The 12512-nt window shown below is 41.9% G+C and carries 16 protein-coding genes; 5 read left to right on the top strand and 11 right to left on the bottom strand.

Annotated features, from left to right (window positions below; genetic code table 11):
* Window positions 1-193 precede the first annotated feature (193 nt).
* Window positions 194-448 carry a hypothetical protein gene (locus tag PTT44_RS03835; RefSeq protein WP_010325948.1) on the top strand — a complete coding sequence of 85 codons (255 nt, stop codon included), beginning with the start codon at window positions 194-196 and terminating at the stop codon, window positions 446-448.
* A gap of 141 nt (window positions 449-589) precedes the next feature.
* Here the strand turns inward: PTT44_RS03835 and PTT44_RS03830 are convergent, their stop codons facing one another.
* From PTT44_RS03830 to pheS, 3 genes are all read right to left on the bottom strand, one after another.
* Entirely contained in the window at window positions 590-886 is a 297-nt protein-coding gene (locus PTT44_RS03830; protein ID WP_004649746.1) for an integration host factor subunit alpha, read from the bottom strand.
* A complete protein-coding gene (pheT, locus tag PTT44_RS03825) occupies window positions 883-3264 on the bottom strand; it encodes a phenylalanine--tRNA ligase subunit beta (RefSeq protein WP_168157942.1) in 2382 nt (793 codons plus the stop codon). Before pheT ends, PTT44_RS03830 begins: the two co-directional genes overlap by 4 nt.
* Window positions 3265-3402: 138 nt before the next feature.
* The gene (gene pheS, locus PTT44_RS03820; protein ID WP_168157943.1) at window positions 3403-4383 is read right to left on the bottom strand and encodes a phenylalanine--tRNA ligase subunit alpha; all 981 of its coding nucleotides are present in this window, start codon (window positions 4381-4383) and stop codon (window positions 3403-3405) included.
* Between the two features lie 157 nt (window positions 4384-4540).
* On the opposite strand from pheS, the gene PTT44_RS03815 reads away from it, so the two are divergent.
* On the top strand, window positions 4541-5557 hold the full coding sequence (locus tag PTT44_RS03815; protein ID WP_168157944.1) for a hypothetical protein: 1017 nt from the start codon (window positions 4541-4543) through the stop codon (window positions 5555-5557).
* Between the two features lie 61 nt (window positions 5558-5618).
* On the opposite strand, the gene PTT44_RS03810 is transcribed toward PTT44_RS03815, so the two are convergent.
* The 4 genes from PTT44_RS03810 to rpmI form a co-directional block, all read right to left on the bottom strand.
* The gene (locus tag PTT44_RS03810) at window positions 5619-5831 is read right to left on the bottom strand and encodes a hypothetical protein (protein ID WP_004692273.1); all 213 of its coding nucleotides are present in this window, start codon (window positions 5829-5831) and stop codon (window positions 5619-5621) included.
* Between the two features lie 128 nt (window positions 5832-5959).
* Window positions 5960-6511 (bottom strand): adenylate kinase, encoded by a 552-nt coding sequence (locus PTT44_RS03805; protein ID WP_168157945.1) that lies wholly within the window; start codon window positions 6509-6511, stop codon window positions 5960-5962.
* Window positions 6512-6663: 152 nt separating this feature from the next.
* A complete protein-coding gene (gene rplT / locus PTT44_RS03800; RefSeq protein WP_004692276.1) occupies window positions 6664-7023 on the bottom strand; it encodes a 50S ribosomal protein L20 in 360 nt (119 codons plus the stop codon).
* A gap of 11 nt (window positions 7024-7034) precedes the next feature.
* Window positions 7035-7229: a 50S ribosomal protein L35 gene (gene rpmI / locus PTT44_RS03795; RefSeq protein WP_004278281.1), complete on the bottom strand. Its 195-nt coding sequence runs from the start codon at window positions 7227-7229 to the stop codon at window positions 7035-7037.
* A gap of 221 nt (window positions 7230-7450) precedes the next feature.
* Between rpmI and PTT44_RS03790 the strand changes: the two genes are divergently transcribed.
* Window positions 7451-8704, top strand: coding sequence for an MFS transporter (locus PTT44_RS03790; protein WP_168157946.1), 1254 nt, complete (start codon window positions 7451-7453; stop codon window positions 8702-8704).
* A 104-nt stretch (window positions 8705-8808) separates the two neighbouring features.
* Window positions 8809-9540 (top strand): energy transducer TonB, encoded by a 732-nt coding sequence (locus PTT44_RS03785; RefSeq protein ID WP_168157947.1) that lies wholly within the window; start codon window positions 8809-8811, stop codon window positions 9538-9540.
* A 105-nt stretch (window positions 9541-9645) separates the two neighbouring features.
* Here the strand turns inward: PTT44_RS03785 and PTT44_RS03780 are convergent, their stop codons facing one another.
* From PTT44_RS03780 to PTT44_RS03770, 3 genes are all read right to left on the bottom strand, one after another.
* Entirely contained in the window at window positions 9646-10074 is a 429-nt protein-coding gene (locus PTT44_RS03780) for a YqaA family protein (RefSeq protein WP_168157948.1), read from the bottom strand.
* A gap of 1 nt (window position 10075) precedes the next feature.
* Window positions 10076-10369, bottom strand: coding sequence for a hypothetical protein (locus tag PTT44_RS03775; protein ID WP_004979180.1), 294 nt, complete (start codon window positions 10367-10369; stop codon window positions 10076-10078).
* A gap of 115 nt (window positions 10370-10484) precedes the next feature.
* The gene (locus PTT44_RS03770; RefSeq protein ID WP_168157949.1) at window positions 10485-11105 is read right to left on the bottom strand and encodes a glutathione binding-like protein; all 621 of its coding nucleotides are present in this window, start codon (window positions 11103-11105) and stop codon (window positions 10485-10487) included.
* A 121-nt stretch (window positions 11106-11226) separates the two neighbouring features.
* Between PTT44_RS03770 and PTT44_RS03765 the strand changes: the two genes are divergently transcribed.
* Window positions 11227-11865: a class I SAM-dependent methyltransferase gene (locus PTT44_RS03765; protein ID WP_168157950.1), complete on the top strand. Its 639-nt coding sequence runs from the start codon at window positions 11227-11229 to the stop codon at window positions 11863-11865.
* 91 nt (window positions 11866-11956) lie between these two features.
* On the opposite strand, the gene infC is transcribed toward PTT44_RS03765, so the two are convergent.
* Entirely contained in the window at window positions 11957-12508 is a 552-nt protein-coding gene (infC, locus tag PTT44_RS03760) for a translation initiation factor IF-3 (RefSeq protein WP_050796974.1), read from the bottom strand.
* Between the last annotated feature and the right edge of the window lie 4 nt (window positions 12509-12512).

Below are 12512 nucleotides of genomic sequence, written 5' to 3'. Positions count from 1 at the left end.
GCCCTGTTTTTAGACCTTTTTTATCACTTTTTTCATCCCAGCTAGTAGCAATTCAAAATGCGCAGTGATAGCATATTTGCAGACCAGTTAGGCTGCTCCTGCATTGTTAGTCCCTAGCAAAATTAGGAACAATAAAAGCATACAACAGACTAACGTCGGTTTTTTTTAATCTCATATTTTAGAGAGTGATGCCATGTTATTCAAAAAAATCGCTATTGCTGCTGCAGTTGCTACTACTTTAGCTTTCGTTGGCTGTGCTAAGAAAGAAGAAGCTCCTGCTGCTGAAGCTGCATCTGAAGTTGCTGCTGCATCTGAAGCTGTTGAAGCTGCATCTGAAGTTGCTGTAGATGCTGCTGCTGCTGCTTCTGAAGCTACTGTTGCTGCTTCTGAAGCTACTGCTGCTGCTTCTGAAGTTGTTGAAGCTGCTGCTTCTGAAGCTGCTCACTAATCCTTTAGATTAGTCAGTAAAAAAGAGAGCCCTTGGCTCTCTTTTTTATGCTCAAAATTTAACAAAAAGCGACATTCCATGATTTTGCAAGAATTGAATCAGCCAAACGATCACCCAAAATTCTAAGCAAAAAAAAGCAGATCAATCGATCTGCTCATTTCCCACACGCTGGCGGAATTTCTGCCCTGCGCGGAAGGTCACTACACGGCGTGCAGAAATCGGAATTTCTTCACCCGTTTTCGGGTTACGACCTGGACGTTGGCGTTTATCACGCAACTCAAAGTTACCGAAACCAGAAAGTTTAACTTGCTCACCAGAGATTAGCGCTTGGCTAATCTCGTCAAAGAACAACTCGACCATTTGCTTAGCTTCACGACGGTTTAAACTCGTGAGCTCACTTAGATGGTCAGCCATTTCCGCTTTTGTTAATGCTGTCATGAAGCCCTCAATGTCGCCTGATAAGTGTTTTCCAACACTTGTAAAATATGATCCATACCGGATTTAATTTCAGCATCTTCAAGCGTACGTGATGGGTGTTGCCAAAGAAGTGCAAATGCCAATGAGCGCTTACCGTCTTCAACGCCTTGCCCAGTGTACACATCGAACAACCAAGTCGAGTCCAAAAGCTCACCACCTGTTTTTTCGATAAGTTGCTGAATTTCACTTACATTTATCTTATCACTAATTAAAAGCGCAATATCACGTCTAACCGACGGAAAACGTGATAATTCTGTAAAATTAGATACATAAGTTTGCAAAACAGCCGATTGATCAAGTTCAGCCACCCAAGTCGTGCTCAAATCCAATGCATCTTCTAAAGATGGATGTAATCGACCAAAGTAACCAATAGATTGGCCATCGACTAAAACCTCAGCAGACTGTCCTGGATGCAACCAGCTACGTTCAGAGCGAACATATTCAACCTGCACACGACCTGCTGCCAATACTTCTTCAATTTCACCTTTGAAATCAAAGAAATCCATAGCTTGAGGTTTAGCATGCCAAGTTTCTGACGTTTTTGCACCTGTTGCAATCACTGCAAGGGTAGGAATTTGTTTCAAATCATGAATAGATTCAGCGTCTTGATAGTCAAAACGTAAGCCTAGTTCAAAGAAACGTACACGGCTTTGTTGGCGGTTTACGTTGTATTGCACGCACGGAATCAAACTAGAGAGCAATGTTGAACGCATCACTGCTAAATCGCTTGAAATCGGGTTAGCCAAAGCCAAAGGATTCACAGCCGTATTGAGTTGCTTCTCAAGCTTTAAGTCTGCAAAGCTAAAGCTAATCGCCTCTTGATAACCCAAAGTCACGAGGGTTTGACGAAGCTGAGCCACTTCAAATTGGTCTTGATATTGAGCCAATTTCGCTTCAATTTTTGGCAAACTGATTTGAATATTGTCATAACCATGAATACGTGCGACTTCTTCAATCAGGTCTTGGTAGATTGCCATGTCATAACGGTGTGAAGGTGGTACTACAGACCACTGACCTTCTGCTTTAACCGTCACAGCACAACCTAAACGGGTTAATGCATCCTCAATAAATGCAGCATCTACGCGATAACCAAGCAATTGGTCCACTTGTGCTTGTTCTAGCTCAATCGCTTCACGCTTCGGTAAAACAGCCGCTTGTTCCGCAGTCGTAATCGGACCGAACTCGCCACCCGCCAATTCAGCAATCAATTGTGATGCGCGGTGCATCGCGAGCATTGGGAGTTCAAAATCCACGCCACGCTCATAACGCTGTGATGCATCGGTATGTAAACCAAAGCTACGGGCACGACCTGCAATGGCTAATGGAGCAAAGAATGCAGACTCTAAGAAAATCTCTTGGGTTTCATCGGTAACAGATGAAGACAAGCCACCCATGATGCCTGCAATCGCTAATGCTTTTTCATCATCAGCAATCACCATGACTTTTTCATTGAGCTCAACTTCTTGTTCATTCAGTAGAACCAATTTCTCCGCCGTATTCGCTTGACGAACTTGGACCGAACCTTGAATTTTTGCTGCATCAAAAGCATGGAGCGGTTGACCCAACTCCATCAGTACATAATTGGTAATATCAACCAAAATACTATGCTGGCGAATCCCTGAGCGAACCAAAGCGCGTTCCATCCATTCTGGTGTTGCTGCTTTGGTATTCACGTTTTTAATCACACGACCTAGATAGCGTGGGCAGCCTTCAGTGCTCACCACGACTTTTTTCTCATCAGCAATGGTCGCAGCAACGGCATTAATTTCAGGTGCAGTCACGGTCAGTTGGTTAATCACCCCAATTTCACGGGCAATACCACGAATACTGAAACAGTCACCACGGTTTGGCGTGATGCTGATATCAATGACATGATCATCTAAATTTAAATATTCACGAATATCCACACCTACGGGCGCATCAACGGGTAACTCTAAAAGACCATCAATTTTATCTTCTAGATCAATTTCAGACGCACCACATAGCATACCTTGTGATTCAATGCCACGAAGTTTGCCTTTCTTGATTTTGAAATCGCCTGGAAGCACAGCACCAATGGTCGCCACAGGGGCTTTCATACCGACACGTACGTTTGGCGCACCACAAACAATTTGTAAAGAATCGCCTGAACCAATATTCACCGTGGTCACACGTAAACGGTCTGCATCGGGATGTTGCTCTACAGTCAACACTTCACCAACAACCACGCCAGTGAACGGTTTTGCCGCAGGTGATAGATCATCGACCTCCAAACCTAGCATGGTCAGTTGGTCAGATAAAGTATTGCTATCAACGGCTGGATTCACCCATGTACGCAACCAATTTTCGCTAATTTTCATAAATTCAATGTCCTTAATCTCCCCTAACCCCTCTTTTAAAGAGAGGAAAACACACCACCGTTTTAGGTAGACCAGTCCCCCTTTATAAAGGGGGATTTAGGGGGGATTTCAATAATTCTAAAATAACTGTTTAAACTATTAAGCAAATTGGCGTAAGAAACGCACATCGTTTTGGTAGAACATACGTAAGTCATTGATGCCATAACGAAGCATCGCAAAACGTTCCACACCTAGACCGAAAGCAAAGCCTTTGTATTTTTCAGGATCAATCCCCGCTGCCTGCAAGACATTTGGATGTACCATGCCACAACCAAGCACTTCTAACCATTTACCACGCTCATCCATAATATCCACTTCAGCACTTGGCTCTGTGAATGGGAAATAAGATGGGCGGAAACGCACTTTTAAGTCTTTTTCAAAGAATTCGTTTAATAGATTGACCAATAAACCTTTCAGTTCTGCAAAGCTAGTATTTTCAGCTACATACAAACCTTCAATTTGATGGAACATTGGCGAATGCGTTTGGTCAGAGTCACAGCGGTATACACGGCCCGGGCACACAATACGAATCGGGGGTTGCTGGGCTTCCATGGTACGAATCTGCACACCCGAAGTATGGGTACGTAACAAATGTGTCGCATCGAAATAGAATGTATCGTGCATTGCACGCGCAGGGTGATGCCCTGGAATATTTAAAGCTTCAAAGTTGTGATAGTCATCTTCAACTTCTGGTCCAGTTTCAATCACAAAACCCGCTTTGGTAAAGAACTGACAAATACGCTCTTGCACTTGAGTAACGGGGTGAATACTACCAATCGTTTGACCACGACCCGGTAAAGTAATATCCACCGTTTCACTTGCAAGTTTTTGCGCCAACGCTGCTTGTTGTAATTGTGTTTGGCGTTCAGTTAAAGCACCGGTAATCGCTTCGCGGACTGCATGAATTTGCGCACCAAAATTTTTACGCTCTTCAGGGTCCATTTTACCTAAAGCTTTGGATTGCTCAGCGAGCTGGCTTTTCTTACCCGTAAACTGCACTCGTACTTGATCGAGTGTAGCAAGGTCCTCTGCTGCTGCAATCGCAGCAAGCGCTTCAGTGGTCAGGGCTTCCAGTGACATAGTAACTCTCAAAGCAACAATTTATAAAATTAATAAAACCCCATATTCTATCAGTTTTTAAGCACGTTGATGAAGCTCTACGATCAGGAAAATTTGTTTAGTACATGGTTTTATAAACAGGTTAAGATAGTGTCATCACAGAAGAGAACAACAAACGATGTCGCTTGATCCTATTTGGCAACAACAACTTACTTTAGTTACTTATGGCAATGAATATTTGCGCCACAACCTAAGTTTCCAACGTTGGTTAGAACATGCCATTTTTGACCGACATTGCTTTCAGTTTCGTGATCTGAATAGCCAACATTTACTGGCTCAGCATTTTCAGGTCTGGCTTGAAGCCTTAAAAAAACAAGGGACCAAACAGCTCAGTCTGCATAGCTCAACATTGCTAGCAGATGAAAAGAACCCTAACCCAAATATTGAACTCCTCGCTACACCACATATTATTGTGAGCCATCAAGCACAGCAAAAAACTGCTTGGATTTTTGGTAAAGAACTGGCGGAGTGGTACAGCGCTGAACACGATTTTATAATTCCAAAAACACAACAAAGCTCAATCCGTAGTGAAAATTTATGGCATTTTGAACTGAATCACAAACTCAGCAAACGCATTGAAGCAGACTTACAAACGCCGAAATGGGATGAAATCGAAAACTTTACCGAACAAGAACTGTTTAGTGCGCCATTTGCACAAGGTTTAGTAGAGCCTGAGACGGTAAACTTACCTTACTATGGACAACAAGATGCCTCAGATGAAGCCCATCATCTCGCTCTTTTACCAACAGACTACGCTGCTGATTATGCACACCAAACGCTGTATCGTTTAGATGCACTATCAGCATTGATCCAGACTAAGATTCAACATCCTTACAATGCAGAAGGCCAAGTGCTCACGCCAGATGAGCAATTGAATCTACGTCATTTTGAACAAAAGATTGATGATTTAAGTACCAAGTTCATTGTGAAAGTGGCCAATCACTATCAAACCGCGCAGCTCACACCCAAAGATACGACCACACCACTGGATGCACGTAATCATCCAACACCTAAATTAAGTGCGATAGAGAGCAAGCCTCATGAAATACACCATAAATCGGGGAAAACTGGGGTGTTTGCTTTAATCATAATTACGATTTTGATCTGCGTAGTTGGCTATTATTTTGGCTTATAAGTTATTAGCGAGATATCAAAGCGCTCCTCTCAAAGAGCGCTTTTTTACGGGCTCAACTTCTTCAGGCGGTAATTAGAAGATTGAAGGGCCGGATTTTGATTTGTACCTTATGCTGATTGGCATGTTGATTAATATAATGATTAACCGAAACAACCTCGCCCTCTAGCTCCGCATCAGGTCCATACATAATTTTGACTGACTCACCTTTTCTAGGAATCATTTGTAATTCCACCGTGATACTTCCCTGTCCCATCCCAGTAATTTCTGCAAGCATATCCTACTCCTTTTCTTTTTAATCTTTTTATTTATTAGGCATCGGCCACCTTTGAGATTAAAGCAGATTTATGTAACTAAAACTTAACGGTTCACCTTAATCGCTGAGTAGGCACTGAGCTTTTTAATTTAAACGTTATGCTTTTCAACAGCCAACTGGTCTAAAAAACGACTCACCTGTTTTGGTGTCTTTAAATGAATCCACTGTATATGTTGATATTCAGGCATCTGCATCATTTTTAAGTATTTCTGTCGGTTTTTAGCATGTGTTTTAATCATCCACCAAATAATCGAATCCCGACCAAACATACGCAGCAAGCTTTCCCGATTATTCGAGTTTTCCCATAAATCCTGTTGTGCCCATGCCCGCTGAACCGCACGCTTCACAGAACGGTAAAGGTTGATTGGAAACGGTAAGTCCAACCAAATGACAGTATCGATTTCCGCCCATTTTACAGGAATGGCGCGGGTATAGTTACCATCGATCACATAGCCCTGTGTCGCCTTTTGTACTTCTGACTCAATCTTGGCAAAGAACACCTCATCAGGACATTCTTGCCAGTCATCAAGCCAAAATAGATTATCCAACTCGATATAATGCAAATCTAACTTTTCGGCCAAAGCTCTGGAAAATGTAGATTTGCCTGTAGCAGAAGTTCCTACAACATTGATTCTTTTCATTGTACTGGCCTAACGCTGACGTGGTCTTTCTTATCATACCTAATTATGGTTGTATCACAGTCTCACCTTTGACCCATAAAAAATTTGATTCAAAAAATAATCGACCATAAAAAAGACCGCTAAAAAGCGGTCTTTTTTTAAGTCTTAAAGACTTATGCAGCTAATGCATCTTTAGCTTTAGAAGCTAAAGCAGCAAATGCAACTGCGTCATGCATAGCGATGTCAGCAAGTACGCGACGGTCGATAATCACTTGAGCTTTTTTCAAGCCAGCGATCATACGGCTGTACGATAAACCATTTAGACGAGCACCAGCATTAATACGCGCAATCCATAGAGCACGGAATTGACGTTTTTTCTGACGACGGTCACGGTAAGCGTATTGACCCGCTTTGATTACTGCTTGGAACGCTACGCGATATACGCGTGAACGAGCGCCGTAGTAACCTTTAGCACGAGCAAGAATTTTTTTATGACGGCGATGAGCCTGTACACCACGTTTTACACGAGCCATTTATAATCTCCTTAGATGTATGGGCACATACGACGAACTGAAGCAACGTCACTCACGTGAACCATTACACAGCCGCGTAATTGACGAATACGCTTAGCAGATTTTTTGGTCAAAATGTGGCGTTTGAACGCTTGTTTACGCTTGAAACCGTTAGCAGTAGCTTTAAAACGCTTAGCTGCACCACGGCGAGTTTTCATCTTAGGCATAACAACCTCTTTTGAACACCTGTTCGGAACGTTTGCACCATTGCAAAACGACCTGCAGGTAAGGGAGCGAATATTCTAATCGAACTTTGTCTAAAACAAAAGCAAATAATCAACAATAAAAGCAAGCTTAGTTTATTTCCCGATAAGCTTTAAGCGATGAATTTATAACCGAGGTTTAGTCCAAGTCGTATAATGCCTCATCCATTCCATACTGTACCCTTATGAACGCTACACAGGATGCTTTTGCCGCACTCCGATACCGAGATTTCTCTATTGTTACGCTCAATCAATTTTGCCTGACACTTGCCATTTTGATTCAGGAAATTATTGTGGCGTATTCTTTGTATAAAATCACCAAAGATCCTCTCACTCTAGGCTTGATTGGTCTGGCAGAAGCAATCCCCTTTATTGCGCTCTCCTTATGGGGCGGCTATTTTGCAGATCGCTTTAATAAGCAAACCATCATGAAAATCTGCTTATTCTTTGCCATTCCTCTGCCCTTGGTTTTATGGAGGTTGTTTCATGCTTATGGCTTAAAGCAAATTGAACTCTCCACCCTGTCATGGGGTGTCTATGCCGTGATCTTTGGCCTAGGAACAATTCGAGGTTTCTATAATCCATCCGCAACATCTCTCAAACCCTTTTTAATTCCTCGGGAAATTTATGCCAATGGTGCCACATGGACCACAATTGGTTGGCAAAGCGGGGTGATTATTGGCCCGATGCTCGGTGGATTTATGCTGGCGTTTTTAGGCCGTGAAACCAGTTTCATCAGTGTGACGGTACTGCTCAGCCTATGTTTCTTACTCGTCAACCTTTTAAGCAAACGTACTTTTCCTAAAATAGAAACGGAACGTGTACTACAAAGTTTAGGTGAAGGTTTTCGCTTTATTGCTAAAACTAAAATCGTCCTCTGGGCCATCTCACTCGACTTAGTCTCGGTGCTGTTCGGCGGTGTGATCGCTTTACTCCCGATCTTTGCTGAAGATATTTTGAAAATTGGGCCTGAAGGATTGGGCTATTTACGGGCAGCACCTTCGATTGGTGCACTCATCACCATGATTGCGCTGACACGTTTTCCACCCACCCGACATGCATGGCGCAATATGCTGCTTGCTGTTGCAGGTTTTGGCCTATTCACCTTATTGTTCGCATACTCAAACTATCTCTGGCTATCTTTATTTGCTCTTGCTATGACGGGCGCATGTGACAGTATTTCAGTGGTAATTCGTCAGACTATTTTACAAATTTATCCTCCTGAAAATATGCGAGGCCGTGTTGCAGCTGTAAATGGCATGTTTGTGTCGAGTAGTAATGAACTGGGGGCATTTGAGTCAGGTCTTGCAGCAAAATATTTAGGCCCTGTGATTGCAACGGTTTTTGGCGGCGGCATGACACTCTTGGTGGTCGCACTGAGTTGGGCTAAAACCAAAGACATATTTGGTGTAGACATCACCCAAGCCGAGCAAAAATAGTTTTAATTTAACAATATAACTTGCGAGTCTTTCTAATTCAGGAAATACTCGCAACAATTATTTAAGTCATGCGCACTGGATGCGTTATAAAAGAAATCGATCATATGAAACCACTCTTCTTGCTCGCATTATCGACACTGCCCTTTCATCTCAGTCATGCAGCTCAGCCACCATTAGAACTCACCATTCAAAAAAGTTCAGCTCAATCGGCGCATTTGACCACGCGTATTCAATGGCTAGATTTTCCCAAACCCCAATATAAAAATAGTGATTTAAACCAACAAAACCGTGCAGCAATTATTCGTGTGTATGCAGATGAAACAGGTGAAGTAACCAAAGCGACAGTCCAAGAAACGACTGGACTCAAAGCTTTGGATGAAAAGCTGGTAAATGCCGTGCTTCAAGCCAAAGTAAAACCGTTTATGGAGAACGACACCGCTTTAGCTGTCATTGGTTATCAAGTTTTTAATTTAAACCTAACCCCAGATGATGCCGAAGCATGTAACTATAGCTTTGACTCGAAGAACTGGCGCGCGCAGCAACAGCAGCAAAAAGTGCCTTTTCAATATCAGGTTCAACCTAAGCTTGCGCTAGATTCTACGCAGTTAAATGATCATGACCGTCAAATTAAATTTAGCTTTAAAGCCGATAAACACGGCAACATCAAGAAGCCTAAAATTATCAAAGGTTCAGGCATTTACGCGCTTGATCAACAAGTTTTACAAGCCGTTGCAAACAGCAAAGTCAGTGTTAAACGCACAGCAAGCACACTATGGCTCTATAAAAAATCTAAATTTAAAGATGCGATTGAATTCGATCTAAATGCTTGTCGTTAAAATTTAGCATGACACGAGTTTTCACTCACTCGTGTCATCTCTCTATATAAACTTTAAACCCATTCAGCCAATATAAGCATGTGGCCAGTTGGTCTCTGAAAATAATTAGAACTGACTAAACATCCAATACACAAAAAGATAGCGTCCGATTTTCGCAATACTCACCATCACGACAAAACGAACAAAGTTTTCTTTGAGTAATCCTGCAATGAGGGTAATCGGATCACCAATGATGGGCACCCAACTAAGTAATAAAGACCAAAAACCATATTTTTGATAAATGCCCTGCGCCTGCAACATCTTTTGCTCTGAGACGGGAAACCATTTTTTATTTTTGTATTGCTCAACTTTCAGGCCGAGCCACCAATTCACACAGCTACCTAAAATATTGCCTAGGCTTGCAACAGCTACCAATAACCACACTGGATACTGCGTCTGAGCCAACAATCCCACCAAGACGGCCTCTGACTGCAAGGGTAGCAGTGTCGCCGCCCCAAAGGCAGAAAGGAAAAGCAATCCTAAGGCCCACATCATTTTATGATTTTAAACCCAGCTTTTTCTTGGTTGAGCTGTAAGCAAAACTTGACCAGATCAATGCCAGAATCAACAAAAACCAACGTGACCATGAATATTTATCGGCAATGGGTTCAATTGCAGCTCGAAGTACCACCTGATCTTTGGTATTCAGCAGTTCAATGATTTTTTGAATATGTACCGCTTCAGCTACAAATAGCACCAAACACCCGGCAATTCCCACAATAATACTGAGATAGATTTTAGGATTAGCTTCAATAATACGGGTTAAATTGAGAAAAAACTCTTTTTTCATTACGCTGATGTCCAAACAACCTTTCAACAAAAAAGCCACCCATCGGTGGCTTTAAAGAATGGTTTATACCTTGAAGGCGCTAAGCTTAACACAGTTCAAGTCACCGCTTCTGTAACTAATTAACTTGAAGCGCCAACGCACGCTGAACTGCAGGACGCGCTTGAATACGCTCCATATAAGCCTTCACATTTGGATAGTCATTTATATCAATTTGCTGCCACTCATAACGCAAAATCCATGGAAAAATTGCCATATCCGCTATCGAGTACTCGCCAGCCACATAGTTTTGACCAAAAAGCTGCTTGTCTAGTACAGCATACAAGCGCTTGGTTTCATTGACATAGCGTTCAGTTGCATATGCAATACGTTCGGGAGCAAATTTACTAAAGTGATGGTTCTGTCCAAGCATTGGACCAAAACCACCCATTTGCCACATCAACCACTGCTCAACTTCAACACGAGACTGTTCATCGCTTGGGTAAAACTGTTCTGTTTTACGCCCTAAATACTGCAAAATCGCCCCTGACTCAAACACAGAAATGGCTTCACCTTTAGGACCATCTTGATCCACAATCGCAGGGATTTTATTGTTGGGTGAAATGCGCAGAAAGTCGGGTTGAAACTGATCATTTTCTAAAATATTGATGGGAAAGACCCGATACTCCAAACCCATCTCTTCTAATGCAATGCTAATTTTATGTCCGTTGGGTGTTCCCCAATAGTACAAATCGATCATTCTTATTTCCTGAGTTTATTCACTTATTTTGGATACACGATATCATAATTAAACATGACTATTTTTATGTAATTTTATATATTATTTAGCGCTTATTCGAATAAAAAGATGACTTAACAACATGAATAAAATCATTGATATTCCAAGCCCAATCGATCTTAAAGATCCGCTACATGCGACACAGTGGGCAAAGGAAGCAAACATTAAACGACCGTACCGAATAGAGTTCTTCGAACACTATATTTCTCAAATTTTAAATCATCCAAAGCCAGATGTCCGTATTTTAGAATTAGGCTCAGGCCCTGGTTTCTTTGCATATGAGCTCTTAAGTAGACGAGCTAATATTCATTATACAGCCGTCGATTTTTCAGCGGCTATGCATAACTTAGCCAAACAACGCTTAGCTGCTATTCCCCATACATCTGTAGATTTTATCATCGCTGATTTTAAACAGCAGGATTGGTATACAGTTCTGAATGGTCAACGCTTTGACTATGTCGTGATTCATCAAGCTTTACATGAACTTCGACATAAAGCATATACCTATGATTTTCACAAGAATATTGCACAGAAAGTTATCCAGCCCCATGGCTCTTACTTCATGACCGATCACTTGGCCCAACCTGATGGAAATATGAAGAATCTCGAACTGTATATGACCAAAGATGAACACATGCAAAGCTTAAGTAACGCTAACTTTAGGAATATTCGGATTGGACCTGAGATAGACGGCTTATGCACTTTGCAGGCAACTTTATAAGATCATAATCAAATTGGTTAGTAGCCTTCTCTTCATATTGCAATAAAAAAAGCACTGCATAAGCAGTGCTTTTTTTAAGATCAATGGATCATTACTTTTTCTTTTTAGGACCAAGCAACATACCCATTTGACGACCTTCCATTTTTGGTGATTGCTCAACAACACCAATTTCAGCCACATCTGCTTCAACTTTTTGAAGTTGAGCCAAACCAAGCTGTTGGTGCGCCATTTCACGACCACGGAAACGAAGAGTAATTTTTACTTTGTTGCCTTCTTCAAGGAACTTAGTGATTGCACGTAGTTTTACGTTGTAATCACCAACATCAGTACCCGGGCGGAGTTTGATTTCTTTCACCTGTACTTGATGCTGTTTTTTCTTCGCTTCTTTCTGCTTTTGCTTTAGATCAAACAAATGCTTGTTGAAGTCCATGATTTTACAAACAGGCGGTTCAGCGTTTGCTACGATCTCAACAAGATCAAGCTCAACACTTTCAGCAGCGCGTAATGCTTCTGCCAAGCTAACAATACCTTTTTGCTCACCATTTTCGTCTACAAGACGGACTTCTTTCGCACGAATTTCATCATTCAAAGCAGGACGGTTTGATTTGTTACCGCCCTGTTGATTACGGTCAGGCTGTTTAATCGCT

Origin of the sequence: Acinetobacter sp. Gutcm_16 (assembly GCF_028649355.1) — a bacterium.
In the GTDB taxonomy this organism is placed as follows: Bacteria; Pseudomonadota; Gammaproteobacteria; order Pseudomonadales; family Moraxellaceae; genus Acinetobacter; species Acinetobacter johnsonii.
Note: the sequence above shows the minus strand (reverse complement) of the source record. Positions and strands in the feature narration are given on the sequence as shown.